This window comes from Thioclava sp. F34-6, assembly GCF_002213235.1.
Lineage (GTDB): Bacteria > Pseudomonadota > Alphaproteobacteria > Rhodobacterales > Rhodobacteraceae > Thioclava > Thioclava nitratireducens.
Map to the genome: position 1 here is coordinate 110,183 of NZ_NBOA01000005.1, position 24,473 is coordinate 134,655.

Annotated in this window: 24 protein-coding genes; 10 read left to right on the plus strand and 14 right to left on the minus strand. The window is 66.1% G+C overall.

What is annotated here, in order from left to right; translation table 11 throughout:
* Positions 1-46: 46 nt before the first annotated feature.
* From B6V72_RS11750 to B6V72_RS11760, 3 genes are read left to right on the plus strand one after another with little or no spacing between them, the layout of a single operon-like run.
* A complete protein-coding gene (locus B6V72_RS11750; protein WP_075774641.1) occupies positions 47-1,213 on the plus strand; it encodes an acetyl-CoA acetyltransferase in 1,167 nt (388 codons plus the stop codon).
* The gene (locus B6V72_RS11755; RefSeq protein ID WP_088735652.1) at positions 1,210-2,712 is read left to right on the plus strand and encodes an AMP-binding protein; all 1,503 of its coding nucleotides are present in this window, start codon (positions 1,210-1,212) and stop codon (positions 2,710-2,712) included. The genes B6V72_RS11750 and B6V72_RS11755 overlap by 4 nt, the downstream gene beginning before the upstream one ends.
* Complete coding sequence (locus tag B6V72_RS11760; protein ID WP_088735653.1) at positions 2,712-3,515, plus strand: 3-hydroxybutyrate dehydrogenase; 804 nt, start codon at positions 2,712-2,714, stop codon at positions 3,513-3,515. Before B6V72_RS11755 ends, B6V72_RS11760 begins: the two co-directional genes overlap by 1 nt.
* Positions 3,516-3,620: 105 nt before the next feature.
* Here the strand turns inward: B6V72_RS11760 and B6V72_RS11765 are convergent, their stop codons facing one another.
* From B6V72_RS11765 to B6V72_RS11775, 3 genes are all read right to left on the minus strand, one after another.
* Positions 3,621-5,159 (minus strand): tripartite tricarboxylate transporter permease, encoded by a 1,539-nt coding sequence (locus tag B6V72_RS11765; RefSeq protein WP_075774750.1) that lies wholly within the window; start codon positions 5,157-5,159, stop codon positions 3,621-3,623.
* 9 nt (positions 5,160-5,168) lie between these two features.
* Positions 5,169-5,600, minus strand: coding sequence for a tripartite tricarboxylate transporter TctB family protein (locus B6V72_RS11770; protein ID WP_075774638.1), 432 nt, complete (start codon positions 5,598-5,600; stop codon positions 5,169-5,171).
* Between the two features lie 66 nt (positions 5,601-5,666).
* Positions 5,667-6,632, minus strand: coding sequence for a tripartite tricarboxylate transporter substrate-binding protein (locus B6V72_RS11775; RefSeq protein WP_199224664.1), 966 nt, complete (start codon positions 6,630-6,632; stop codon positions 5,667-5,669).
* A 114-nt stretch (positions 6,633-6,746) separates the two neighbouring features.
* Between B6V72_RS11775 and B6V72_RS11780 the strand changes: the two genes are divergently transcribed.
* From B6V72_RS11780 to B6V72_RS11790, 3 genes are read left to right on the plus strand one after another with little or no spacing between them, the layout of a single operon-like run.
* Positions 6,747-7,427 (plus strand): response regulator transcription factor, encoded by a 681-nt coding sequence (locus B6V72_RS11780; protein WP_088726744.1) that lies wholly within the window; start codon positions 6,747-6,749, stop codon positions 7,425-7,427.
* Positions 7,420-8,832: a sensor histidine kinase gene (locus B6V72_RS11785; protein WP_088735654.1), complete on the plus strand. Its 1,413-nt coding sequence runs from the start codon at positions 7,420-7,422 to the stop codon at positions 8,830-8,832. The genes B6V72_RS11780 and B6V72_RS11785 overlap by 8 nt, the downstream gene beginning before the upstream one ends.
* A complete protein-coding gene (locus tag B6V72_RS11790; RefSeq protein ID WP_088735655.1) occupies positions 8,829-9,881 on the plus strand; it encodes an ABC transporter substrate-binding protein in 1,053 nt (350 codons plus the stop codon). The genes B6V72_RS11785 and B6V72_RS11790 overlap by 4 nt, the downstream gene beginning before the upstream one ends.
* Positions 9,882-10,093: 212 nt before the next feature.
* On the opposite strand, the gene pcaF is transcribed toward B6V72_RS11790, so the two are convergent.
* Genes pcaF through B6V72_RS11805 form a run of 3 tightly spaced genes read right to left on the minus strand, consistent with a single transcriptional unit; the run spans position 10,094 to position 12,694 of the window.
* Complete coding sequence (gene pcaF, locus B6V72_RS11795; RefSeq protein WP_088735656.1) at positions 10,094-11,299, minus strand: 3-oxoadipyl-CoA thiolase; 1,206 nt, start codon at positions 11,297-11,299, stop codon at positions 10,094-10,096.
* Positions 11,292-11,975 carry a CoA transferase subunit B gene (locus B6V72_RS11800; protein ID WP_088718810.1) on the minus strand — a complete coding sequence of 228 codons (684 nt, stop codon included), beginning with the start codon at positions 11,973-11,975 and terminating at the stop codon, positions 11,292-11,294. Before B6V72_RS11800 ends, pcaF begins: the two co-directional genes overlap by 8 nt.
* On the minus strand, positions 11,972-12,694 hold the full coding sequence (locus tag B6V72_RS11805) for a 3-oxoacid CoA-transferase subunit A (protein WP_075774632.1): 723 nt from the start codon (positions 12,692-12,694) through the stop codon (positions 11,972-11,974). Before B6V72_RS11805 ends, B6V72_RS11800 begins: the two co-directional genes overlap by 4 nt.
* 104 nt (positions 12,695-12,798) lie before the next feature.
* On the opposite strand from B6V72_RS11805, the gene B6V72_RS11810 reads away from it, so the two are divergent.
* On the plus strand, positions 12,799-13,560 hold the full coding sequence (locus B6V72_RS11810) for an IclR family transcriptional regulator C-terminal domain-containing protein (protein WP_088735657.1): 762 nt from the start codon (positions 12,799-12,801) through the stop codon (positions 13,558-13,560).
* A 3-nt stretch (positions 13,561-13,563) separates the two neighbouring features.
* Here B6V72_RS11810 and B6V72_RS11815 read toward each other — a convergent pair whose 3' ends face one another.
* The 3 genes from B6V72_RS11815 to lipA all read right to left on the minus strand — a co-directional run bounded on the left by B6V72_RS11815 (position 13,564) and on the right by lipA (position 16,238).
* Complete coding sequence (locus B6V72_RS11815) at positions 13,564-14,325, minus strand: DeoR/GlpR family DNA-binding transcription regulator (protein ID WP_088718813.1); 762 nt, start codon at positions 14,323-14,325, stop codon at positions 13,564-13,566.
* A 95-nt stretch (positions 14,326-14,420) separates the two neighbouring features.
* A complete protein-coding gene (locus tag B6V72_RS11820) occupies positions 14,421-15,068 on the minus strand; it encodes a DUF3047 domain-containing protein (RefSeq protein WP_088735658.1) in 648 nt (215 codons plus the stop codon).
* Positions 15,069-15,287: 219 nt separating this feature from the next.
* Entirely contained in the window at positions 15,288-16,238 is a 951-nt protein-coding gene (lipA, locus tag B6V72_RS11825; protein ID WP_075774628.1) for a lipoyl synthase, read from the minus strand.
* A 300-nt stretch (positions 16,239-16,538) separates the two neighbouring features.
* Here lipA and B6V72_RS11830 point away from each other — a divergent pair, with 300 nt between their 5' ends.
* A complete protein-coding gene (locus tag B6V72_RS11830) occupies positions 16,539-17,087 on the plus strand; it encodes a peroxiredoxin (protein ID WP_075774627.1) in 549 nt (182 codons plus the stop codon).
* 57 nt (positions 17,088-17,144) lie between these two features.
* Here the strand turns inward: B6V72_RS11830 and B6V72_RS11835 are convergent, their stop codons facing one another.
* Together B6V72_RS11835 and B6V72_RS11840 are read right to left on the minus strand one after the other, a co-directional pair.
* Complete coding sequence (locus B6V72_RS11835; RefSeq protein WP_088735659.1) at positions 17,145-18,038, minus strand: hydrogen peroxide-inducible genes activator; 894 nt, start codon at positions 18,036-18,038, stop codon at positions 17,145-17,147.
* Positions 18,039-18,309: 271 nt separating this feature from the next.
* Positions 18,310-19,434, minus strand: coding sequence for a DUF6456 domain-containing protein (locus tag B6V72_RS11840; RefSeq protein WP_088735660.1), 1,125 nt, complete (start codon positions 19,432-19,434; stop codon positions 18,310-18,312).
* A gap of 215 nt (positions 19,435-19,649) precedes the next feature.
* Here B6V72_RS11840 and B6V72_RS11845 point away from each other — a divergent pair, with 215 nt between their 5' ends.
* On the plus strand, positions 19,650-20,036 hold the full coding sequence (locus B6V72_RS11845) for a DUF6477 family protein (protein WP_346394162.1): 387 nt from the start codon (positions 19,650-19,652) through the stop codon (positions 20,034-20,036).
* Here the strand turns inward: B6V72_RS11845 and B6V72_RS11850 are convergent.
* Positions 20,028-21,608, minus strand: coding sequence for a helicase HerA-like domain-containing protein (locus B6V72_RS11850; RefSeq protein ID WP_088735661.1), 1,581 nt, complete (start codon positions 21,606-21,608; stop codon positions 20,028-20,030). The two genes, B6V72_RS11845 and B6V72_RS11850, sit on opposite strands and share 9 nt — an antisense overlap.
* A gap of 561 nt (positions 21,609-22,169) precedes the next feature.
* On the opposite strand from B6V72_RS11850, the gene B6V72_RS11855 reads away from it, so the two are divergent.
* Positions 22,170-22,907 carry an invasion associated locus B family protein gene (locus B6V72_RS11855; protein WP_088735662.1) on the plus strand — a complete coding sequence of 246 codons (738 nt, stop codon included), beginning with the start codon at positions 22,170-22,172 and terminating at the stop codon, positions 22,905-22,907.
* 72 nt (positions 22,908-22,979) lie between these two features.
* Here the strand turns inward: B6V72_RS11855 and B6V72_RS11860 are convergent, their stop codons facing one another.
* Entirely contained in the window at positions 22,980-24,185 is a 1,206-nt protein-coding gene (locus B6V72_RS11860) for a beta-ketoacyl-[acyl-carrier-protein] synthase family protein (protein WP_088735663.1), read from the minus strand.
* On the minus strand, positions 24,185-24,466 hold the full coding sequence (locus B6V72_RS11865; RefSeq protein WP_088735664.1) for an acyl carrier protein: 282 nt from the start codon (positions 24,464-24,466) through the stop codon (positions 24,185-24,187). Before B6V72_RS11865 ends, B6V72_RS11860 begins: the two co-directional genes overlap by 1 nt.
* Positions 24,467-24,473 lie beyond the last annotated feature (7 nt).

Consider the following 24,473-nt stretch of genomic DNA (forward strand, 5'->3'; position numbering starts at 1 on the left):
TGCGCTAGTCTCCGCCGCAACGGAGAACCATTGGGAGGAGAGCCGCATGGACGCGAAGATCGTCGGCTGGGGCCATACGAAATTCGGCAAGCTGGAGGGGCGCACGCTCGAGGATCTGGTTCTCGAAGCGGGCGGCGGCGCGTTGGAGCACGCCGGGATCGACCCGGCAGAGATCGACGGCATCTGGCTGGGGCATTTCAACTCCGGGCTGGTGCCGGACGGGTTCGCAAGCTCGCTGGCGCTGGGGATCGACGACAAGCTGCGCTTCACGCCTGCGACCCGCGTCGAGAACGCCTGCGCGTCGGGCTCGGCTGCGATCTATGCCGCGCGCGATGCGATCCGCTCGGGCCGGGTGAAGGCCGCGCTGGTCATCGGGGCCGAGAAGATGACCGCGAAGGACACCGCTGGCGTGACCGAGGCACTGGCCGGGGCATCTTACCAGATGGAGGAGGCGGGCGTTTCGTTCCCGCAGATTTTCGCGCGTTTCGCGCAGGCCTATTATCAGTCGCATGGCGACCGCTCGGCCGCGCTGGCCCGGATCGCGGCGAAGAACCACCACAATGCGCTCGCCAACCCGCTGGCGCAGATGCGCAAGGATGTGGGGTTCGAGTTCTGCAACACGGTGAGCGACAAGAACCCGATGATCGCCCCGCCGCTGCGGATGACCGATTGCTCGCTGATCTCCGACGGGGCGGCGGCGCTGGTCATGGTCGCGGACGACCGCGCGGGCGATTTCGCCAATTCCATAGGTTTCCGCGCCGCCGAGCAGGTCAATGACTATCTGCCGATGTCGCGCCGCGATCTGCTGGCCTTCGAGGGCCCGGCGGAGGCTTTCCGCCGTGCCTATGCTTCGGCGGGCGTGGGGGTCGGTGATCTCTCCTTCGCCGAGGTCCATGACTGTTTCACCATCGCGGAATTGCTCGTCTACGAGGCGATGGGGCTGGTGCCGCAAGGCGCCGGCGCGCGCGCCATCGACGACGGGCTCGTGCTGCGCGACGGGAAGCTTCCGGTGAACCTTTCGGGCGGGCTGAAGGCCAAGGGGCATCCCGTGGGCGCGACCGGCGTGTCGATGCATGTGCTGGCCGCGATGCAGCTCACCGGTCAGGCGGGCGAGATGCAACTGCCCGGCGCGGAACTGGGCTGCGTCTTCAACATGGGCGGCTCGGGCGTCGCGAATTACTGCTCGATCCTCGAAGCGGAGCGCGCGGCATGAACCCGGCGGAGTGGCTGATCCGCAGCGCGATCCGCACCCCCGACGCCCCCGCGCTGCTTCAGGGCGAGGAGCTGCGCGCCACCTATGCGGAATTCGCCGATCGCGCCGCCCGGATCGGGGCTGCGCTGGTCGCGAAAGGGATCGCTCCGGGCGACCGCGTCGCGCTGTTCGCCAAGAACTGCCCGGAATATCTCGAGGCGATGTATGGCGCGTGGTTCGCAGGCGCAGTGGCGGTGCCGATCAACGGCAAGCTGCACCCGCGCGAGGCCGCATGGATCGTTGAAGCCTCCGAGGCGAAGCTTGCCTTCACCGGGGGGCCGGAAAGCGATTTGGGCGTCGAGACGGTGGACCTGAGAGGCCCGGCCTATGCCGATCTCCTGCACCATGTCCCGATGCTCGCCCCGGTCGAGATCGCCGCCGACCAGACGGTTTGGCTGTTCTACACCTCCGGCACGACCGGGCGGCCCAAGGGCGTGTGCATCACCTCGGCCAATGTGCAGGCGATGTGTCTTGGGTATTTCTCGGACGTCGACAGCGTCGAGCCGCAGGACGCGATCCTCTACGCCGCGCCGATGTCGCATGGCGCGGGGCTTTACAACTTCGTCCATGTGATGCGCGGCGCGCGCCATGTGGTGCCGCGCTCGGGCGGGTTCGAGGCCGACGAAATTCTCGACCTCGCGCCGAAGCTGCAACATGTCTCGATGTTCGCCGCCCCCACCATGATCCGTCGTCTGGTGGACCGCGCCCGCGCCGCGGGGCAAACCGGCGAGGGCATCAAGACCATCGTCTATGGCGGTGGGCCGATGTATGTCGCCGATATCATCGAGGCAGTCGAGGTGATGGGGCCGCGCTTCGTGCAGATCTACGGCCAGGGCGAGAGCCCGATGACGATCACCGCCCTGTCGCGCGAGCTGGTGGCGGATCGCACCCACCCGCGCTGGCGCGAACGACTGGCCTCGGTCGGACTCGCGCATAGCCCGGTCTCGGTGCGGATCGCTGATCCCGATGGCCGCCCCCTGCCCGCTGGCGAGACCGGCGAGATCCTCGTGCGCGGCGCGGCGGTGATGTCGGGCTACTGGCAAAACCCGGAGGCGAGTGCGAAGGCGCTCCGCGGCGGCTGGCTCTGGACCGGCGATCTGGGCACGATGGATGCGGACGGCTTCGTCACGCTGCAGGATCGCTCCAAGGATGTCATCATTTCGGGCGGCACCAACATCTATCCCCGCGAGGTCGAGGAGGTTCTGCTGCTGCACCCTTCCGTCCACGAGGTCGCGGTGGTCGGAAAACCCGACCCGGAATGGGGCGAGAGCGTCGTGGCCTTCGTCACGCCCGCGCCGGGAGCCGAGATCGACCCGGCCGCCCTCGATCAACACTGCTGCGAGCAGATCGCACGCTTCAAGCGCCCGAAGGCGTATCGCGTGATCGCGCAGCTACCCAAGAACAATTACGGCAAGGTTCTGAAAACCGAGCTTCGCAAACTGGTGACGGAGGAGGATTGATGTCGCAACTGGAGGGAAAGACCGCACTGGTCACAGGCTCGGTGCAGGGGATCGGGCTCGCCATCGCCAAGTCGCTGGCCGAGGCGGGCGCGCGTATCGCGCTGCACGGGCTGGCCGATGAGGCGCAGATCGCCATGGCGACGGCGGTGCTGGAAAAGGCGGGTTCGCCCGAGGTGAAGTTCTTCGACGCCGACATGGCCGATCCCACGCAAATCGACGCGATGATGGACGCGGTCGCGGAGTGGGGCGGCGCGGATATCCTCGTGAACAACGCAGGCATCCAGCGCACCACCAGCCTTGCCGACGCCACGCCCGAGATCTGGAACGCGGTGCTCGCGGTGAACCTCTCGGGTGCATTCCATACGATGCGCCGCGCGATGCCGGACATGGCCGAGCGCGGCTACGGGCGGGTGATCAATATCGCCTCGGTGCATGGGCTTGTGGCCTCGGCCAACAAGGCGCCCTATGTCGCCTCGAAATTCGGCCTCGTCGGCATGAGCCGCGTCGCGGCGCTGGAATATGCGCAGGCGGGCACGCGTGAAGCGGGCGGCGTGACGGTGAACTGCATCTGCCCGGGCTGGACCGAGACCGACATTCTCGGGCCGCAGATCGCGGAACGCGCAGCAGCCCATGGCGGCGACCGGGCCGCGGGGATCGCGGATCTTCTGGCGGAGAAGCAGCCGACGCGACGTCTCTCGGACCCGTCCGAGATCGGGGCGCTCGCGCTTTGGCTCTGTGCGCCGATCGCCCACAACGTGACCGGCACGTCCATTCCGGTCGATGGTGGTTGGACCACGCAGTAACGGATCGGAGGCAAAAAGGGGCGGCGGATTGACCACCGCCGCCCCTGCCTTCAATCCGGCGCAGGCACCGCGGGGGAGGTGCGGTGCCTGCGCTTGGGGGTGCGATCAGTCTTCGATCGCACCCTCGTCATCGCGGCGCTCATGCATCCGCGCTTTCACGAAGCGCCCGAGGAATAGCGGTAGGATGAAGCCGACGATCGCCACCGTCCACAGGCCGATTGCCAGCGGGCTGCCGACCAGCGTTCCGTAATCGCCATTCGAGATCGTGACCGCCCGGCGCAGGTTGTTCTCCATCGTGTTGCCCAGAAGGGTGCCGAGAATGATCGGCACCAGCGGCACGTCGAGCTTGCGCAGTACCCAGCCCATCACGCCGAAGCCGATCATCACCAGCAGATCGAAGCTGGAGCCGGAAATCCCGTAGATCCCCACGAAGGACACCATCGCGACGATCGGCATCAGGATGCGCGGCGGGATCATCAGGACGCGGGTGAAGATGCCCACCATCGGGATGTTCATCGCAAGCAGCATGAAGTTGGCGATGAAGAGCGCCGCGATCAGGCCCCAGACGACATCGGGGTTGTTCTGGAACAGCAAGGGGCCGGGCGTGATGTTGAGCGACAGAAGCACTGCCAGCAGCACGGCGGTCGTCCCCGAGCCCGGCACGCCGAGCGCCAGCATCGGCACAAGCGCACCGCCTGCGGCCGCATTGTTGCCCGCCTCGGGGGCCGCGACACCGCGCGGGTCGCCCGTGCCGAAGGTGTTCTTGCGGTCCACCAGCTTCTTCTCCATCGAGTAGGAGATGAAGGAGCCCAGCGACGCCCCTGCCCCCGGCAGCACGCCCGCGACGAAGCCCAAGAGCGACGAGCGCAGCATGGTCGGCGTCGTCTCTTTCACCATCTTCCACGGGGGTGTGATGCGCCCGACCGAGACCTTGTGACCCGCGCCGGTGGCCGAACCGTGGCGGTGCTCGAGGAAGATGAACACTTCCGACAGCGCGAAAAGACCGACGATAGCGACGAGGAAATCGAGCCCGTCATAGAGGTGCACCTCGCCGAAGGTCAGACGCGGCACGCCGGTCTGCGTGTCCACCCCGATCACCGACAGGCCGAGGCCCAGCATCGCGGCGAAGGCCGATTTCGCCTGATTGGTCGAGGAGACCCCGCCCAGCGTGGCAAAGGCCAGCGCGAACAGCGCGAAATATTCCGCCGGACCGAACAGCAGCGCGAATTTCACCAGCTGCGGTGCCAGCAGGATCAGGCCCCAGGTGGCGATGAAAGCACCCACGAAGCTTGCGATACCCGAGAGCGACAGCGCCTCGCCCGCAAGCCCCTTCTTGGCCATCGGGTAGCCGTCGAGACAGGTCATCATCGCGGGTTCGTCGCCCGGAATATTCAGCAGGATCGAACTGATCCGCCCGCCATACATCGCCCCGTAATAGACGCTCGTGAGCAAGATCAGCGAGGGCGTGGCTCCCAGCCCCAGCGTAAACGCCAGCGGGATCAGGATCGCGACGCCGTTGGACGGGCCGAGGCCGGGCAGCGCGCCCATCATGGTGCCGAGGAACGTGCCCAAAAGCGCGAGCAGCAGGTTTTCGAAGGTCAGAGCGGTGTGAAAACCGTCTGCGAGTGACATCAGGGTGTCCATCATTTCACCTCAGAAACCGAAGGGGCCGCTGGCGAGCGACAGCCCCAGCACCAGCTTGAAAATTACGTAGATACCGATCGAGGTGGCGACGCCGACGACGACGGATTGCAGCGGACGCGTGCCCAGCCGCCATGTCAGGTAGGCGCTGGCAAAAGCGGTCGCGATCAGGAAGCCCGCGATGGGCAGGAATTCCGCATAGAGGATCATCACCACGACGGCGGCGAGGATTTCAGCGAGCCGCGAGAGGCTCGGCCAGACCGGGTCGGGATCGGGCTTGAGCAGGATCGCGAGCGAAGCTAGCCCGAGGATCACCGCGATCACCAGCGGAAAGGTTTTCGGCCCCACCGCATCCGACAGGAAACTTTCTTGGATTTGCAGCGTCGCCCAGCCGTAGAACAGCGCGAGGCACAGGCCGACGGCGCCGAAGATGCGATCACTCATGATCCCCTCCCTTGAAATGAAGGCGCGGCGGCGCCCTTGGGCCCGCCGCGCGCATGGGTGTCTCGCTTACTTGATGATGCCGATCTGGCGCGAGATGTCCTGGATCTGCTGGACCGACTTCTCGACGAAGGCCTCGAATTCGGCGCCCTGCAGGTCGAGCGGGGCCAGACCGTTGGCCGCCATCACCTGCTTCCACTCGTCCGAAGCGTAGAGCTTGCCGACCTTGTCGACCCAAGCCTGATAGGCTTCGTCGGACATGCCGCCCGGTGCGTAGAAGCCGCGCCAGTTGGCGCCGATCGCATCGATGCCCTGCTCTTTCGCGGTCGGGAATTTCGAGAATTCACCGTCCAGACGCTCGGGTGCCAGCACCGCGATCACGCGGATATCGCCGGAATCGACGAAGCCCTTGGCTTCCGACAGATCGCCGGTAAAGGCTTGGACCGAACCCGCGAGAAGCTGGGTCACCGCTTCGCCGCCGCCGTCGAAGGCGATGTACTTGACCTTGCGCACATCGTCGATGCCGTAAGCGTCAGCCGCGATCAGAACCTTGAGGTGGTCCCAGCCACCCACGGCCGAGCCGCCCGCGACGGAGACCGAGTTCGGGTCGGCCTTGATCTTGTCGAGCAGTTCCGGAAGCGTCTGGATGTCGCTGTCGGCAGCCACGGCGATCACGCCGTAATCCGCGCCGATCGATCCGACCCAGCGGACCTGATCCATCGAGTTGCCCGGATAGGCGCCCTGCGCCAGACGGGTCGCGGTGGCCGAGGAGGCCGCGACGATCAGGTTATCGTCGTCGTTGCGCTTATTCACCACTTCGGCGAAGGCCACGCCACCGCCGCCGCCGGCGAGGTTCACGACCTGCATGGTCGAGTCGATCAGCCCCAGATCCTGCATGGTCTTGCCGACCTGACGGCAAGTGAAGTCCCAGCCGCCGCCGGGGTTCGCCGGTGCGATGCATTCCTGTGCCGACGCGCCGGTCGCGACGGTGAGCGCCGCGGCAGCAATCGCCGCGCGCATGAGTTTAAAAGCCATGGTATATCCTCCACTGTCCGCCCGTTGCCTCCCGCAGCGGGCTATGGGACGGGTTTTACCGCTTGAACCTGTCACGAACCTGTCACAGGTTCGGAGCCGAAACGGGGAGGATGGATGCGGCTTCTGCTAGTGGAGGATGCCGAGGAACTGGCCGAGGCCACGCAGCGTCGGCTTGCGCGGTCCGGCATGGCCTGCGATCTCGCCGCCACCGTAGAGGAGGCGCGCGATTTTCTGGCGGTGCAGGCCTATGACGCGGTGATCCTCGACATCAACCTCCCCGATGGCAGCGGCACCGACCTCTTGCGCGAGATGCGCGCGCAGGCCGCGATGATGCCGGTGCTGATGCTGACCGCGCAATTCTCGGTCGACGACAAGATCTCCGCCTTCCAGCTCGGGGCGGACGACTACCTCGTAAAACCCTTTGATCACCGCGAGTTGGAAGCAAGACTTCATGCGATCGGGCGACGTCAGGCGACCGACCGCTCCGCCGATCTCGAACTCGGACATCTGCGCTACAACGCAACGGCGGGCAGCGCCTCGGTCGGAGATCAGGCGCTGAAACTGACGGGCCGCGAATTCGCGCTGCTGGGAATTCTGATGCGCAATGCGGGGCAAGTGATGTCGAAGGACCGGCTGCACGAGGGGCTTTACGCCTTCGACGACGCCGTGCCGGGCGACAACGCGATCGAGCTTTATATAGCTCGGCTGCGCAAGAAGCTTACCGGCAGCGGGGTCGAGATCGAGACCCTGCGCGGACGCGGCTACCGTCTGGCGGCGCGCGGCGGCGATGTCTGACGGCGCGCGCTCCCACGACACCGGCCTCGCCGCCACGCGATCCCTGACCGCGCGGCTGGTGACCGGGCTGTCGGGGCTGATGATCGTCGGCGGACTGATCCTCGCGCTCGCAGCCTTCGCCTATGGGCGCACGGCGGCCCGCGACGCCTTCGACCGGTTGCTGGTGGGGGCCGCCAATGACATCGCCGCTTCGATCTCGATCCGCGACGGCGCGCCGGTGGTCGATCTTCCGGTCTCAGCCTTCGAACTCTTGGCCCTCGCCCCCGACGACCGCATCGCCTATCAGGTCAGCGGGCCTAAAGGCGCGGTGCTCACAGGCTACAAGGACCTTCCCCGCCCGAACACGACGGCACAGGACTCGGAGCTTTACGATGCGCGCTTCAAGGGAGAGCCCGCGCGCTACATCCGGGTCACGCGCCGTTTCGCGGAACGCCAGTTCTCCGGCACGGTGGAGGTGATCGTGGGGCAAACCCTGCGGGCGCGCACCCAGCTTGCGCTCAGCATCACTCGCAACGCGCTTGGCGGGCTGGCGGTCGGCGGCATCGCCATGCTCGCTTTCGCGATCATCATCGTGCATAGCGCGCTGCGCCCGCTGGAGCGGCTGGCTCATGGCATCTCGGAACGCGATCCACAGGACCTGACCCCGATCCGCGCCGCCGTCCCGCGCGAGGTCGATGTGCTGGTGCAGGCCACGAACGGGTTCATGGGGCGGCTCGACCGGCAGTTCGCCACGATGAAAAGCCTGATCTCGGACACCGCGCATCAGTTGCGGACACCCGTCGCCGCCCTGCGCGCGCAATCCGACCTCGCCGCCGAGGAAGACGACCCGGCGCGGCGCGACCAGATCGTCGCGAAGATGCATTCCGGAACGGTGCGGCTGAGCCGCCTGCTCGACCAGATGCTGTCGCGCGCGCTTGTGATCCACCGCGCCGACAGTGCGCGGCGCGAGCGGGTCGATCTGCGCAACATCGCCTTGGATATCTTCGAGGAAGGCGATCATGCGGCTCTCGCGCCGGGCAGCGACATCCGGCTGGAGATCGCCGAGGCGGAGGTGCCCGTGCTGGCCGATGAGCTCTCGCTGTCAGAGGCAGCCAAGAACCTGCTGGGTAACGCGCTGGCGCATGGCGAGGCCCCGGTCACCATCGGCGCGGAGCTGCGCGACGGGCGCGCCCGGGTCTGGGTGCGCGATGCGGGGCCCGGCCCCTCCCCCGAACTGCGCGCGCGCCTGGGCGAGCGTTTCGCGCCTGGGCGCACGGACACGCGGCGGCGCGGCGCGAGCAGCGGGCTGGGTCTCGCCATTGCGCAATCGGTGGCCGAGACCTATGGCGGCACGCTGGAGATGGAAAGCGATGCGGCAGGCTTCACCATCGCGATCACCCTGCCCCGAGCCGAGGAGGCACCATGATCCGCACGCTCCTGTCCCTGACGCTCTGGCTGTGCCTGAGCGTCCCCCTTTTGGCCGCAGAGCCCGAGGCCGTCCGCACCTTCGGCCCAGATCAGCCCGCCCGCAAGATCACCCTGCGCACCACGACCGACGTCAATATCCTCGCCCCCGCGATCAAGGCGTTTCTCGACACCCAGCCCGGCCTCGCGATCCGGTTCGAGCAATGGGGCTCGAACGACCTCTACGATATCTCCGAGGCCGACTGCGCGAAGGGCAAGCCCGGCGCCGAACTGGTGATCAGCTCGGGCGTGCAACATGTGGTCAAGCTGGTGAACGACAATTGCGCCGCCACATGGATCTCGCCCGAGACGACGGCACTGCCGAAGGATCTGCGCTGGCGCGATCAGGTCTGGGGCATCTCGCGCGAACCCGCGGTGATGATCTACAACCGCGCGCTGGTTCCGCCCGAGGACGTGCCGCGCACGCGTTTCGATCTGGTGGACCTGCTGCGGCCCGCGCAATCGCCCTATACCGGCAAGATCGCGACCTATGACATAGCGGATTCCGGGCTGGGGTTCCTCTTCGCTTTTCTCGACAGCCAAGAGGCCAGCACCTTCGGCGGCTTGATGGAAGCCTTTGCGCGCTCCGGCGCGGTCGCGACCTGCTGCTCGGCCGAGATCATCGACGGTGTCGCGGGCGGCCGCTACCTGATCGCCTACAACATCCTCGGCTCCTACGCGGCGCAGGCGGCGCGCGACAATCCCGATCTGGGTATCATCGCGCCCGCCGATTACACGCTGGTGCTCTCGCGCGCGGCCTACCTCCCGGGGCCCGAGCCCGATCCGACCGCCGCCAAACTGCTGGATTTTCTGCTCTCACCCGCGGGCCAACGGGCGCTGGCGCAGACCAAGCTGATCGACCCGATCGCGAATGACGGGGGCGGCAGCGACAGCGACGAGACGCTGACCTTGCAACGCCTCATCGCACTGGGCCCGCCGCTGCTGGTTGCGACCGACACGATGAAAGCCGCGCGGTTTCTGGAGCGCTGGCGCGATACCTTTGCGCAATGAGTGGCGGAGGGGCGGCTCAAGCAGAGACGCGCTCCATCTGAAAAGGGTGTGCGCCGGTCCGTGGGATGGCGCACGCGACCCTCGGGCTGGGCGGTCAATCCCCGCCCCGCCCCTCCATTCGCCGAGCGGCGCGCGAATGGCAGATGCGCCAGCCCGCCGGGACGGACTGGCGCACGCCCTGCGCCTTCGGCACGTAGCGGGCGCAGTCTCGGTTACACCGCCTCCAGCGCCACGGCGATGCCCTGACCCACGCCGATGCACATCGTGGCCAGCGCCCGTTGGCCCTTGCGGCGCACCAGCTCCAGCGCCGCGGTGCCGGTGATCCGCGCGCCCGACATGCCCAGAGGATGCCCCAGAGCGATCGCCCCGCCATTGGGGTTCACGCGCGCATCGTCATCCGCAATGCCGAGATCGCGCAGCGTGGCCAGACCTTGGCTGGCAAAGGCCTCGTTCAGCTCGATAACATCGAAGGCGTCCTGAGCGAGTCCCAGCCGCGCCATCAGCTTCTTGCTGGCAGGAGCGGGTCCGAAGCCCATGATCCGGGGCGGCACGCCAGCCGCGGCCCCGCCCGAGATCTTCACCAGTGGCGTCAGCCCATGTTTGCGCACGGCCTCCTCGGAGGCGATGATCAGCGCCGCCGCGCCATCGTTCACGCCGGACGCATTGCCCGCCGTGACCGTGCCGTCGGGGCGCACGATGGGCCGCAGCTTGGCCAGCGCCTCAAGCGTCGTGCCGGGGCGCGGGTGCTCGTCAGTGTCGACCACGACTGGATCTCCCTTGCGCTGCGGGATCGTGACCGGGGTAATCTCCTCGGCCAGACGGCCCGCTTCCATCGCCTTGGCCGCAGCCTCCTGCGAGCGGACCGCGAAGGCGTCCTGATCTTCGCGGCTCACGCCGAAATCATCGGCCACGTTCTCCGCCGTCTCGGGCATCGAGTCGACACCATGGGCTTCTTTCATCAGCTTGTTCACGAAGCGCCAGCCGATGGTCGTGTCATAGACCGCATTGGCGCGGCTAAAGGCGGCCTCGGCTTTCGGCATCACGAAGGGCGCGCGCGACATGCTCTCGACGCCGCCCGCGATCATCAGATCGGCCTCGCCCGCCTTGATCGCGCGGGCGGCTGTGATGACCGCATCCATCCCCGAGCCGCAAAGCCGGTTGATCGTGGTCCCCGGCACGTTCACCGGCAGACCCGCGAGCAGCGCCGACATCCGCGCCACGTTGCGGTTGTCTTCGCCCGCCTGATTGGCGCAGCCGAAGATCACGTCGTCGACCGCTTCCCAATCGACGCCCGTATTGCGCGCCATCAGAGTTTTCAGCGGGATCGCCCCCAGATCGTCGGCGCGGACAGGTGCCAGAGCGCCGCCGAAACGGCCGATCGGGGTTCGGATATAGTCGCAGATATAAGCGTCACGCATCGGCCAACTCCTCGGGACAGATCAGGTCACCCACCTCGCCCTCGACATGGAGGGTCGCGCCGGTGACGGATTGCAGCTCCTCCATCGAGATCGCGGGGAGCTTTTCACGCAGGACGAAGCGGCTATCGACCACGTCCACGACGGCGAGCGACGTATAGACGCGGGTCACGCAGCCCACGCCGGTCAGCGGGAAGGTGCAGCTTTCCACCAGCTTCGGCTGGCCCTTCTTGGTGACGTGGTCGGTGATGACAGCCACGCGTTTCGCGCCATGCACGAGGTCCATCGCCCCGCCCACGGCCGGCACGCCTTTCGGCCCGGTCGACCAGTTCGCCAGATCGCCCGTTTCGGCCACCTGATAAGCGCCGAGGATCGCCACGTCGAGATGCCCGCCGCGCACCATTGCGAAGCTGTCGGCATGGTGGAAAAACGCGGTGCCGGGCTTCAGCGTGATCGCCTTTTTCCCGGCATTGATGAGGTCCCAGTCCTCCTGACCGGGTTCGGGCGCACGACCGAAGCCCAACACGCCGTTTTCCGTATGGAAGATCGCCTCGCGGCCTTCAGGCTGGAAGCGCGCGACCATCTCGGGAAAGCCGATCCCGAGGTTCACATAGGCGCCGTCCTCGATGTCCTGCGCGGCGCGCCAGGCGATCTGTGCATTGCTCAGTTTCTGGGTCATGGGTGATGGGCTCCGGCGCGGTTCAACTCTTCTTCCTGGGCGGGATTGGCGACCTCGACGATCGCATCCACGAAGATGCCCGGGGTGACGATGACTTCCGGGTCGATCTCGCCCGGCTCGACCGCCTTGCTCACCTGAACGACGACCTTGTCTGCCGCCGTCGCCATCAGCGGCGAGAAGTTCCGCGCGGCCATCCGGTAGGTCAGGTTGCCAAGAGCGTCGCCCTGCTCGGCCTTGATCAGCGCGTGATCGGCCTTGAGCCAGCGCTCCATCACGTAGTCGCGGCCGTCGAATTGCTGCACCGGCTTGCCCTCGGCCAGATCGGTGCCCACGGAGGTCGGCGTGAAGAAGGCCGGAATGCCCGCGCCGCCTGCGCGGATACGTTCGGCGAGCGTGCCCTGGGGCACCAGTTCCAGCTCGATCTCGCCCGCCAGATAGCGTTCGGTAAACACCGTCGGATCGGCCGAGCGCGGGAAAGAGCAGATCATCTTCTTGACCATACCCTGCTCGATCATCGCGGCGATGCCGACATGGCCGTTGCCTGCGTTGTTGTTGATCACGGTCAGCCCCTTGGGCGATCCGGTCTCCAGATAGCGGTCGATCAGGGCGTGGATCAGTTCGATCGGCGCGCCCGAGCCGCCGAAACCGCCGACCATCACCGTGGCGCCGTCTTGAATATCGGCCACGGCCTCGGTCAGCGAGGAAAGTCTCTTGTCCATTTGCGGTCCTCCTGAGGGCTTGGATTTAGACCTGCGTGGGACGGCTTTCCACGGATTTCGTGCGCATCTTGACATTTGTTCGCATCGCGCGAAAACCTGTTCGCATGTTGAACAAACCGACCGATTTCATCGCCTCTTTCGCCAAGGGACTACGCGTCATCGAATGTTTCGGGGCCGAGACGCCGCGGCTCTCGATTGCCGAGGTGGCGCAGGCGACGGGCTTCGACCGGGCCACGGCGCGGCGCTGCCTGCTGACGCTGAATGCGGAGGGCTACGCGGAATACGACGGCAAGTTCTTCACGCTGACGCCGAAGGTTCTGCGGCTCGGGATGGGGGCGCTGGCCTCGCTACCGCTGCCGCAGATCGTGCAGCCGTGGCTCGATCAGCTGACCGATCGGATCGGGCAAAGCTGCTCGGTCTCGATCCTCGACGGCACCGAAATCGTCTATCTCGCGCGGGCGGCGCAGAGGCGGGTGATGTCGATCGGGTTGATGCCGGGCTCGCGGTTACCCGCGCATTGTACCTCGATGGGGCGCGTGTTGCTGGCCGCCCTGCCCCCGGAGGACGCCCGCGCAGCCGTGGAGGCCTCGGACCTGACGCCGCGCACGGCCTATAGCCTCACCGATCCGGGCGAAATCCTCGCGCGCATCGATCAGGTGCGCCGCGACGGCTATGCGGTGATCGATCAGGAGGTGGAGATTGGGCTGCGCTCCATCGCGGTGCCGCTTTACGACATCCATGGGCGGGTCGTGGCCGCGCTCAATACCGGGATGGCGGCGAGCGCCGATCCGGCGGAGACGCTGATAGAGACCTATCTGCCGGAACTCACGCGGGTGCAGACGGGGCTGCGGCGCGTGATGCGCTGAGCCTCACCCCGCCACGGTAATCTCGGTGTCCCATTGCGCGCAAAGCGCCGTGAGCGCATCCGGCAAGGGCTTGTCGATGAAAACCCGGTCGATGTCGGAGAGCGAGGCGAGCCGCACCGGCGCGGAGCGTTCCAGCTTCGACGCGTCGGTCACCAGAAAGCTCTGCCGCGCCTGCCGCAAGATCCGGCGGCTGACGCGCACTTCGGCGAGATCGTAATCGAGCATGTCGCCGTCGGAATCGAGCGCGGAGGTCCCGATCACCGCGAAATCGGCTTTGAATTCGCCCATGAAATCCGCCGTCAGGTCACCCACCAGCCCGCCATCCGAGCGGCGCAGATTGCCGCCCGCGACGAGGATATCGCAGCTCTCATTGGCCAGCAGGATATTGGCGACATTGATGTTATTCGTGACCACGGTGATGTTGCGGTGATGCAGAAGCTCTCGCGCCACCGCCTCGGTCGTGGTGCCCAGCGTCAGCACGATGGAGCTGTTGTCGGGGATCGCCTGCGCACAGGCCCGTCCGATCGCCGCCTTCGCCGCCTCGTTCATCCGGCGGCGCTCTTCATAGGCGAAATTCACAACGCCGGTGCGGATCACCGCCCCGCCATGCACGCGTTCCAGATGCCCAGCTTCGGAGAGCTCCGTCAGGTCGCGCCGGATCGTCTGGACTGACACATTGAAGCGTTCGGCCAAGGCTTCGACCACCACACGGCCCTCGTCGCGCGCGATCTCGAGAATTTCGGACTGTCGGAAATTGAGCGCCATCCTGCCCCCTTTTGGGTCTTGCTGCCACAGGTTACCGACAAAGTCATGTCTTGGCAGTGTTTTTGTGTGAAATCACCGGAGGCCGTGTGGCGCGGTCAGTTCAGCTTCAGCCCCGAGATCCGGGCACGGATCGCGCTGTCAGTGTCGTCGCTGTCCCCTGACAGCGCCAGCCCCACGAGCTGCGTCGGCTGGCCCCCGAAGGCGCGCTGATAGTCGCGCGCCAGATCGACGCTCTCGGAATGCGATCCGGTGCCCGCCGGGCGCAGCACCACCGTTTTGCCGCGCGCACCCAGATAGGGCGACGGCAAGAGCGCCCCGCGCCCATGCGCACCACCCCAGACATACATCAGCACCCGCGCTTCCTTCACCGCCAGAAGCTTGCGGATGCCCGCCCCCTGATTGGCCCGGGCGACCGCCTCCGGCATGAAGACGAAATAGAGCGAGAGGTCGCGATCGTCGCCGCCCTTTCGGTCGAGCTTCGTCGGCGGGACGCTTTGGCTGACCGACCATTGCCACGCGGCCTTGCGCGCGCCCCAATCTGCCTGAGGCAGCGCACGCCAGATCAACGACACCGCCCCGTCCGAGCGCATCTCCACGCCGTTTGGCGATTGTTCCCAGTCATTCGAGGAAAACAGCGAGAACCGCTGCTCGGTCCAGCCACCGAAGATCGAGGCCGGGGCTAGGCCCGGCATCAGCCCCACGCAGAAGCTTGATGCGAGAAAGGCGATCGGCAGGCGGCGCATGACACTCTCCTCTTGCTTGGCTGACAGGGCTACGCAGGCAATCGGCGCGCCGGATCACTTGGCCCGGATGATGCCCGCAGGTCGCAGACCGTCAAGACAGGGCGCGCGCGATGCGCTGCAGTTTCGCGACCTGTTCGGCGTGGAGAAAAACTCACCCGACTCGCGAAATGAAAAACCCGGCCACCGGGGCCGGGTTCTTTCAAATCGCTTCTGGCGCGCTCAGCTCAGGCCGAGCTTCTTCAGCCGGTTCTCGCGCAGCCGCGCAAAGTCGTCGCCCGCGTGATAGCTCGAGCGGGTCAGCGGCGTCGCGGAGACCATCAGGAAGCCCTTGCCGTAGGCCGCTTTCTCATAGTCGCGGAACTCTTCCGGCGTGACAAAACGCATCACCGCGTGGTGCTTCGGCGTCGGCTGCAGATATTGCCCGATGGTCAGGAAATCGACATCGGCCGAGCGCATGTCATCCATCACCTGACGGACCTGCGGCGCCTCTTCCCCCAGACCCACCATGATGCCCGATTTGGTGAACATCGACGGGTCCAGCTCTTTCACGCGCTGCAGCAGACGCAGCGAGTGGAAGTAGCGCGCGCCGGGGCGCACGCCGGGATAGAGGCCCGGCACGGTTTCGAGATTGTGGTTGAACACGTCGGGGCGCGCCTCGACAACCTTCTCCAGCGCGGCGGGCTCGCATTTGAGGAAGTCCGGCGTCAGGATCTCGATCGTGGTGTCGGGCGAGCGGTGACGGATCGCGCGGATCGTCTGGGCGAAATGCTCCGCCCCGCCATCGTCCAGATCGTCGCGGTCGACCGAGGTGATCACGACGTGGTTCAGGCCCAGCGTCTCGACCGCGTGGGCGACGCGGCCCGGCTCGAACACGTCGAGCGCGTCGGGGCGACCGGTGGCCACGTTGCAGAAGGAACAGCCACGGGTACAGATTTCGCCCATGATCATCATGGTGGCGTGGCCCTGGCTCCAGCATTCGCCGACATTCGGGCAGCCCGCCTCTTCGCAGACGGTGACCAGCTTGTTGGTCTTCAGAATGTCACGCGTCTTCTTGTAGCCTTCCGAAACCGGCGCTTTCACGCGGATCCAGTCGGGTTTCTTGGGCTGAGCATTGTCGGCGCGATGCGCCTTTTCGGGGTGGCGTTCACCGGGCATCTTGAGATCGCGCATGATCCATCCTTTCGGAGTGCGGTTGATCGTCACATAAGCCGATTGCGTGCAGGATGCAAATGCGCAGGCCCAAAGGCAGTATTGCACACCGCGCGAGGCTGCGCGATCTGCCCGAGGCCGTGGCAAGCGGACAGAGCGGGGACGAACATTCGCAACGCCGACATCCGCCAACGGCCTCTTGTGAAGGTCGCGCGGCGAATGCTGCATCTGCAAAGTCAGCGATTGCGACCGAAAGCGACATCCGTTAGTCAGGCCTCTCTCCAAAACGCAACCTTCCCAACCGATCAAGGAGACCTCCCTATGCTTCCCGGTTCGAAACTGCCCGACGTCACCTTCCACACCCGCGTGCGCGACGAAAGCATCGAGGGGCCGAACCCGTTCCGCTGGCAGGACAAGACCACCGCGGATTTCTTCGCTGGCAAGCGCGTGGTGCTGTTTGCGCTGCCCGGCGCCTTCACGCCGACCTGCTCGACCTACCAGCTGCCCGGTTTCGAGAAGGGCTTCGACGATTTCGCCGAACAGGGCATCGACGCGATCTATTGCCTGTCGGTCAATGACAGCTTCGTCATGAACCAGTGGGCCAAGGCGCAGGGCCTCGAGAACGTGCAGGTGATCCCCGATGGTTCGGGCGAGTTCACCCGCCGCGTCGGCATGCTGGTACGCAAGGACAATCTCGGCTTCGGTCTGCGGTCGTGGCGCTATGCGGCCGTCGTCAATGACGGCGTGATCGAAGCCTGGTTCGAGGAGCCCGGCCTCGAAGACAACCACGGCGAAGATCCCTACGGCGTGTCCTCGCCCGAGACCGTCTTGAACTGGCTGGTCGACGCCAACGCCGAAGCGGCGGCGTGACCAACTGCCGGCCCGGTTTCGGGCCGGCGCTCTAAGCCACGGGGCGCACGGCGGGTATCAGAACCGTCTGCGCCCCTGCGCGACCAGCCCCTCGCCCGCCTTTCGCAATACGCGCACCAGCGGATCGAACCATGCCTCGGCATCGGAGACCTCGCGGGCCCGCACCAGCCGGACCATCCGCGCGGGCTCCTCGTCGAAACGGCTGAGCGCGAGCGTCGGGACGGCGCGCGTTTCCTGCAGGCTCGCGATCTCGGGCACCAGCGTCAGCCCCATCGCCTGCCCCGCCAGCGCACAGAGCGTGCTCAGCGACGACGCACCAAGGTCGATGCGTTGCGCCGCCCGCGTCAGCCCGCACAGCGCGAGCGCCTGATCGGCAAGGCAATGCCCCTCATCCAGAAGCAGCAACTGATCCGGGTCGATCGCCTGCGGGCTGAGGCCGCGCACCATCGTCAGCTGGTCCGGCGTGCCCGCCAGCAGAAAGCGATCCTCGAACAGCGGGACCTCGAACAGTTCCGGTGCCGGGGTGGCGATGATCGCGGCATCGAGGCGGCCCTCGGCAATCTCGGTCAGCAGCGTCTCGGTCGTGGCCTCGCGCAGCCGCAGCGCCCCTTGCGCGCGCAGCCCGGGCAAGGCGGCGGGCAGCAGATAGGGCGCGATGGTCGGGATCACGCCGAGATTGATCTGCCCCAGCCCGCGCCGCGCCTCGGACTGCAGATCGCGCAACTCGCCCGCGACGCGCTCGGCGGTCTCCAGCACCCGCCGACCCGCCCGCGTCAACCGCACGTCGCGCGGGCGGCGCTCGACCAGCGGCTGACCGACCTGCTCCTCCAGCTCGCGGATTTGGACCGAGAGCGCGGGTTGGCTGACATGGACCAGTTCGGCGGCGCGCGAGAACGAGCGCGCCTGGGCGAGCGCACGCAGATAGGTGAGTTGGCGAAGCGTTATATTCATAGTCTTCAATTATCGAAACTTGGATATTTTTACAATTTCTCTTTATGTAAATATTGATAAAGGACGCATACGAAGAGGCCACTCTCCAATTAAAATTCTCGCAGCGAGGAAGACGTTGGCCCGCGAACAGTGAAAACGGCGAAAAATTTTTTCGCGCCTTTTCTTATATTTTCTAGTCACCTACGGGTCTTAATTGAAGTGATACCTTAACTTTAGCGACCCGTTAGGTTTGAGCATTGGGTGGCGCATTGCGCGTTCACGGCCTCACCGCTCATCCAATCATCGGACTGGCCCCGCCATAGGTCTCGTCGTAATGCCGCTTGAGGCGTTGCAGGGCGATCCGCAGGACGATCTTGCCCGACCGCGCCGACCAGCCCAGCCGCTTCTCCGCCGTCTCCAGCCCTTCGAGGAAACAGCAGCAGCGCAGCGCCATGTCGCCCAGGCCCGGCCCCAGATCGCGCAGTGCCAGCGCCACCCGCTCCCGCGCGGTGTCGGAGCCGCCGCCCATCGCAAGTTCGGGGCGATACTGCCCGCGCCCGCCACCGCCGGTCAGGAAGCGTTCCCAGTTCTGCCCGACCCGCGGACCCATCTGCGCCAATTCGAAATCCTCGCGTAGCCGCTCGCCTGCGGCGACCAGATCGGCGCTCAGGAACGGCCGTCCCTGCTTGTCGCGCCGCCGCGCCAGCACTGCGAGCGGGCTCTCGGCGAGATTGGCGCGCACACGGCGCTGGTGCCCGTGGGCGTCGGCGCGCGTCTCCTGGGCGAACTCGCCATGTTGCGCAGCGAAGGGACTGGCGGCGGTCTCCCCGCGCGCGGCCGCCTCTTCTTCTAGCACACGCTTCAGCGCTGCGCGCCCCGCATGCGTGATCTTGTAGCTGGTGACGCGCCCCTCATGGGCCACCTCGATCCAGTCCTTCAGTGCGAAGGCCTGCGCCACCGCCCGCTCCAGCACCGCCGTGCGCACCGTGCCACGCAGCACCACGGCCTTGTCCATCTCGCGCCCCACGATCAACAGCGCGCCCGGCTCGGACAGGCGGCGCAGGATGCGGCGCGTCTCGCGGCGCAGTTGCTCTTCGTTGGCGGGAGTTTCACTAGGGCGGAAAGCTGCAGTCATGGGCGTGTCCTTCTGGAGCACGGTCGGTCCCGGAGCGATAGAGGGATTGGCAGCGCCCGATCCGGCCGCACGGCCGAGACGTTCCAGCGCCTCGTCGACCAGCGGATCATCCCGACGCGCCTCGATCCGGCGCACGCGGCGCAGGATTGTCGAGGCCGCACAGCCTTCGGCCCGTGCCAACTCCCTGATCGGAATGCCGTCTTCGACATGGCGCAGATAGAGTTGGGCATGTTTGGGCAGCCAGGCGGGAAGTTCCGCCGGGGCCGGTGCGATCGAATTCATACTGTCCCCCAGATTACGCCGGGCAAAGCTCGGCGAGTCCGTCCGGTAACAACCGTGAGTTGCTTTGGTTACCCGTTCGTTAACAAACGGGACGCCAGCAAGAATTCCTTAAACTTCCTAAACAAAGCTTTGCCGGGCGCGCGCTGACGCCGAAATTTGCGCAACACCGTGTGAAGCTGCGTCACGCTCGGGATCTCACCTCAAGGGAGTTTCCGATGACCGCCGCATTTCGCCAGAAAAACACGCCCGCTCTCCGCCCTTCCGCTCAACTGTATCTCGTCGAAACCACGGCACCCGCTAGCGTCGCGTCCGATCCCGTCGCCGGGGTCGCGAGAATGCGTCGCCCGCGCCTGCTGATCCGCGCCGCGCGCTTCGGACTGAGCGATTACAGCCGTAAACGCGACCTCAAGCGTGTGATGCGGATGAGCGAGCTGCCGCGCCCCGGCGCGGCGCTGCGCGCATTGATGGCGGAGGAAATGGCGCTCGATCAGGCGCGGCGCGCGGGCGAGGCCACCTACTCGGTCGCCCGCCATCTTGAAGTGCTGATCGCCCTGCTCGCCGAAGCCCGGCTGGCCCGAAAATCGATGTCAGCCTCAGCGTGACTTGAAGAGCGAGCCGAGAACCCCGCGCACGATCGTCTGGCCCGTCTTGGTGCCCAGCTGACGCGCGAGGCTCTTGCCAAAGGTCTCGAGTATCGTATCGGATCGGCTCGAGGATCTGCGCGTCGGCTTCGACTTCGCCGTCGGATCGTAGCGCCGCGCGTTGTTGAAATTCTCGAACCCCGCATCGAGCTCGGAGCGGCCCGCGGCGGTCTTGGCGGCCTTCTCGCGCGCTTCCGCCTCCGCCGCCTCGCGCGCGGCCAGTTCGGCGCGCTTGGCAAGGATTTCCTGCGCCGACTCGCGATCCACCGGCGTGTCATACTTGTCGCCCAAACCGCTTTCCGCGATTACCGCGGCGCGCTCGGTATCGCTAAGCGGGCCGAGGCGCGATTGCGGCGGGCGGATCAGCGTGCGCTCGACCATCCCCGGCACGCCCTTCTTCTCGAGGAAAGAGGTGACAGCCTCGCCGGTGCCGACCTCCTTTATCGCGATCTCGGTGTCGAAGCTCGGATTGGCGCGGTAGTTCTCGGCCGCGCGGTGCAGGTCGCGCTGATCCTTCGCGGTGAAGGCCCGCAGCGCATGCTGCACCCGGTTGCCGAGTTGGCTGAGAATGCCGTCGGGCACGTCACCGGGATTCTGGGTGATGAAGAACACGCCCACCCCCTTAGAGCGGATCAGCCGCGCCACTTGCTCTACCTTGTCGACCAGCGCCTTGGGCGCGTCGTCGAACAGCAGGTGCGCCTCGTCGAAGAAGAACACGAGCTTCGGCTTGTCCGGGTTGCCGACCTCGGGCAGTTCCTCGAACAGTTCCGAAAGCAGCCACAAAAGGAAGGTGGCGTAGAGCTGCGGATTTCCCATCAGCTTGTCGGCAGCAAGGATGTTGATCTGGCCCATCCCGTTCTCATCGGCTCGGATCAGGTCGGTCAGGTCAAGCGCCGGCTCGCCGAAGAATTGCCCGCCGCCCTGGTTCTCCAGCACCAGCAGGTCGCGCTGGATCGCCCCGATCGTCGCGGTGCCGACATTGCCGTATTCCAGCGCGATCTCGTCCGCGCGCTCGCCGATATGGCGTAGCATCGCGCGCAGATCATCGAGATCGAGCAACGCCAGCCCCTCCTTGTCGGCGATATGGAAGGCGATGTTAAGCGCGCCTTCCTGCGCCTCGGACAACCCCAGCAGCCGGCTCAGCAGCAGCGGCCCCATCTCGGAGACGGTCGTGCGCACCGGGTGGCCCTTCTCGCCGAACATGTCCCAGAAGACCGTCGGATAGGCGCGGTAGTCCAGATCGAAGCCGATCGTCTGCGCGCGCTCCATGAAGGCGTCATGCAGCTTGGCCTCGGTCGAGCCGGAGGCCGCGATACCCGAAAGATCGCCCTTCACATCGGCCATGAAGACCGGCACGCCCGCCTGCGAAAATCCCTCGGCGAGGATCTGCAGCGTCACCGTCTTTCCGGTGCCCGTCGCGCCCGCCACGAGCCCGTGACGGTTGCCGTATTGGAGCTTCAATTCCTGCGGGGTCGCGTAGCCTTCGCCGCCGCCACCAACGAACACGCCCTCTTCGGTCAGAACACCTGTCATTTCGCCCTCGCCAAACAAATCCCGGCTCAGACAATACTATCTTAACCCCTTTGCGCCAGTGTGATCCTGCCCTCGGGTTACGCTTTTGCGCAGACGGGGGCACTTCCTCCCTGTCAGACTGGCCGCGCCCTCCTCGGCGCGGTCTTTTTCTTGCATGCCAAGGGATTGCGCCGCGCGCCTCATCCCCTCACCGCGCGTAACACTTCCTCAACTTTGCCTGTTGACCTGTGAAAAATTACAGCCTAGCGTGGCGTCAATGACGAAGTCGGCCAGTCCGACAGGGGGAAAAGGAAGGGGTCCTGAACGGGCCCCTTTCGCTTGGAAAGCCCCTCTATCGTGGCCCCGAAACGCCCCGTCACACCCGCGCCCGTCGCAGATGAATCGCCCCTCTGAGCCTCTCGGCATTTCCCGCTCACAGCCAGCCCGACGCGCGCGTCCCGGCACCTCACGAAACTGTGGCAGCATGCCGCCTATCCGTGAGCGCGGCTGCCGAATTCATCACTGACAGCGCCGCGGACCCGTGTTAAGCCTTCGCCCAATACGTTTCAGGAGAAGAGTAATATGTCTCAACTGACGAAACCGCTCGCCCTCGCTCTGGCCCTCGGCCTTGCAAGCGGGGCTTGGGCACAAGACACCACGTCGAGCGACACCTCCACGACCCCGTCGGCGGATGCGACCGCAGGCGCAAGCGCCGATGGCACGACGGCCCCGGCTGCGGATGCGACCAACACCGATCAGGCGACCGACGGCCAGACCGCGCCCGATGCGGCTGCGGACGCCCCGACCATGCCCGGCGCCGACCAGCAGGCCCAGAAGCCGCAGGAGCCGCAGACCTACGTCAAGGCGACCTACGAAGACTGGGAGCTGCAATGCGCCAAGTCGCCCGACGGCAAGGATCCCTGCCAGATGTACCAGGTGATCAAGGACCAGAATGGCGGCAACGTGGCCGACATCTCGGTGATCGGCCTGCCCGATGGCAGCCAGGCCGCAGCCGGCCTCACCATCATGGTGCCGATCCAGACGCTCCTGTCGCAGAACCTCGTGATGCAGGTCGATGGCGGCAAGCCGATGGTCTACCCCTATTCCTTCTGCGACCCGCGGATGATGGGCTGCTTCGCCCGTTTCGGTGTCAGCAAGGCCGAACTGGACTCGCTCAAGAAAGGCAGCAAGGCGACGATCACGATCACGCCGCTGTCCAACCCGCAGCAGAAGGTGAAAGCGGATATCTCGCTCAAGGGCTTCACCAAGGCCTTCGAGGAAACCGTGAAAACCAACAAGGAAAATGGCATTCAGCAGTAAGCTGGAGGGATGAGCTTTGGCTCATAACCATTTGAGTTCAAAGACGCCGCGCCCGATCCGGGCGCGGCGTTTTCATATCGCACGCAGCGCGAGAACCGCGTTGAGCCCACCGAAGGCGAAAGCATTGGACAGCGCCGCGCCGACCTGTGCCTTGCGGGCGGTATTGGGCACGTAATCGAGATCGCAGTCGGGATCGGGTGTGGTGTAATTCGCCGTGGGCGCGATCACCCCGTCGCCAAGCGCCATCAGGCAGGCGATCAGCTCCACCGCCCCCGTGCCGCCGATGCAGTGGCCGTGCAGCGCCTTGGTCGAGGAAACCGCGACCTGATCGGCCGTCGGACCTAGCGCCGCGCGGATCGCGGCTGTCTCGATCCGGTCATTGGCCGCCGTGCCGGTACCGTGGGCGTTGATATAGCCGACCTCTTCAGGCGCCATAGCCGCATCGCGCAGCGCGCCTGAGATCGCCGCGCTCGCCCCCTCGCGCGAGGGCATTACGACGTCACGCGCATCGGAATTCATCGCGAAGCCCGCAATCTCGGCCAAGGGCCGCGCGCCGCGCGCCTCGGCGCTTTCCAGCGTTTCGATCACGAAAACGCCCGCGCCCTCGCCCTGCACCATGCCGTTGCGATCCGCCGAAAACGGGCGGCAGCCATCGGGCGACATCACCCGCAGCCCTTCCCACGCTTTCAGCCCACCGAAATTGAGCATCGCTTCCGAGCCGCCCGCGAGCATCCCCTCGGCCATGCCGGAACGCACCATCTGGAAGGCGAGGCCGATCGCGTGGTTCGAACTGGCGCAGGCGGTGGCGACGGCGAAGCTCGGCCCCTGCAGCCCGTAGCGGATCGAGAGATGCGAAGGCGCGGAATTGCCCATCAGCTTGGGCACCGTCAGCGGGTGAACGCGGTTCTTTTGGTCGGCAAAAACAGCGCGATAGGCGTTGTTCGCGGTGGTGTGTCCCCCGCCCGCCGTGCCGATGATGCAGCCCCAGGCCGCGGGATCGGGGGCGCGCTCAAGCCCGGCTTGAGCCATCGCCTCCGCCCCCGCGACCAGCGCGTATTGGGTGAAAGGATCGTATTGCGCGAGCTGCGCCGAGGTGAAGCGGCTGGTGGCATCGAAGCCGTGGATCTGGCCGCCGATGCGAATGCTCAACCGCTCCACATCAGCGAAGGAGAGCGGCCCGATACCGCTGCGCCCCTCCGCCATGGCCGTCTTGGTTGCCGCAACGCCCTCTCCAAGCGCGTTGATCGTGCCCGCGCCCGTGATGACGACGCGCCGCATCAGGCGACGGCGGTCGAGGGTTTGCCACCCGAGACGAGACGCTCCACCGCGCCGACGATCGCCCCGATCGAGGACATGTCGAATTGCGAGGCGGCGGGCTCGTTGGCGTTGAAAGGCACCGAAACGTCAAACGTCTCTTCGATGGCGAAGATCACCTCCACCAGACCGAGACTGTCGAGCCCCAATTCGTCGAGGGTCATTTCGGGCGAAAGCTCGGAGGGCTCACGAAGGGCTTCGCGGGCGATGATCGAGAAAACCTGGTCTTGCACGTCTGACCTCATGTCTGGC

Coding starts and splice junctions, on each gene's coding strand:
- B6V72_RS11750 (WP_075774641.1), top strand. CDS start 47: ATGGACGCGAAGATCGTCGGCTGGGGCCATACGAAATTCGGCAAGCTG.
- B6V72_RS11755 (WP_088735652.1), top strand. CDS start 1,210: ATGAACCCGGCGGAGTGGCTGATCCGCAGCGCGATCCGCACCCCCGAC.
- B6V72_RS11760 (WP_088735653.1), top strand. CDS start 2,712: ATGTCGCAACTGGAGGGAAAGACCGCACTGGTCACAGGCTCGGTGCAG.
- B6V72_RS11765 (WP_075774750.1), bottom strand. CDS start 5,159: ATGGACACCCTGATGTCACTCGCAGACGGTTTTCACACCGCTCTGACC.
- B6V72_RS11770 (WP_075774638.1), bottom strand. CDS start 5,600: ATGAGTGATCGCATCTTCGGCGCCGTCGGCCTGTGCCTCGCGCTGTTC.
- B6V72_RS11775 (WP_199224664.1), bottom strand. CDS start 6,632: ATGGCTTTTAAACTCATGCGCGCGGCGATTGCTGCCGCGGCGCTCACC.
- B6V72_RS11780 (WP_088726744.1), top strand. CDS start 6,747: ATGCGGCTTCTGCTAGTGGAGGATGCCGAGGAACTGGCCGAGGCCACG.
- B6V72_RS11785 (WP_088735654.1), top strand. CDS start 7,420: ATGTCTGACGGCGCGCGCTCCCACGACACCGGCCTCGCCGCCACGCGA.
- B6V72_RS11790 (WP_088735655.1), top strand. CDS start 8,829: ATGATCCGCACGCTCCTGTCCCTGACGCTCTGGCTGTGCCTGAGCGTC.
- pcaF (WP_088735656.1), bottom strand. CDS start 11,299: ATGCGTGACGCTTATATCTGCGACTATATCCGAACCCCGATCGGCCGT.
- B6V72_RS11800 (WP_088718810.1), bottom strand. CDS start 11,975: ATGACCCAGAAACTGAGCAATGCACAGATCGCCTGGCGCGCCGCGCAG.
- B6V72_RS11805 (WP_075774632.1), bottom strand. CDS start 12,694: ATGGACAAGAGACTTTCCTCGCTGACCGAGGCCGTGGCCGATATTCAA.
- B6V72_RS11810 (WP_088735657.1), top strand. CDS start 12,799: ATGTTGAACAAACCGACCGATTTCATCGCCTCTTTCGCCAAGGGACTA.
- B6V72_RS11815 (WP_088718813.1), bottom strand. CDS start 14,325: ATGGCGCTCAATTTCCGACAGTCCGAAATTCTCGAGATCGCGCGCGAC.
- B6V72_RS11820 (WP_088735658.1), bottom strand. CDS start 15,068: ATGCGCCGCCTGCCGATCGCCTTTCTCGCATCAAGCTTCTGCGTGGGG.
- lipA (WP_075774628.1), bottom strand. CDS start 16,238: ATGCGCGATCTCAAGATGCCCGGTGAACGCCACCCCGAAAAGGCGCAT.
- B6V72_RS11830 (WP_075774627.1), top strand. CDS start 16,539: ATGCTTCCCGGTTCGAAACTGCCCGACGTCACCTTCCACACCCGCGTG.
- B6V72_RS11835 (WP_088735659.1), bottom strand. CDS start 18,038: ATGAATATAACGCTTCGCCAACTCACCTATCTGCGTGCGCTCGCCCAG.
- B6V72_RS11840 (WP_088735660.1), bottom strand. CDS start 19,434: ATGAATTCGATCGCACCGGCCCCGGCGGAACTTCCCGCCTGGCTGCCC.
- B6V72_RS11845 (WP_346394162.1), top strand. CDS start 19,650: ATGACCGCCGCATTTCGCCAGAAAAACACGCCCGCTCTCCGCCCTTCC.
- B6V72_RS11850 (WP_088735661.1), bottom strand. CDS start 21,608: ATGACAGGTGTTCTGACCGAAGAGGGCGTGTTCGTTGGTGGCGGCGGC.
- B6V72_RS11855 (WP_088735662.1), top strand. CDS start 22,170: ATGTCTCAACTGACGAAACCGCTCGCCCTCGCTCTGGCCCTCGGCCTT.
- B6V72_RS11860 (WP_088735663.1), bottom strand. CDS start 24,185: ATGCGGCGCGTCGTCATCACGGGCGCGGGCACGATCAACGCGCTTGGA.
- B6V72_RS11865 (WP_088735664.1), bottom strand. CDS start 24,466: ATGAGGTCAGACGTGCAAGACCAGGTTTTCTCGATCATCGCCCGCGAA.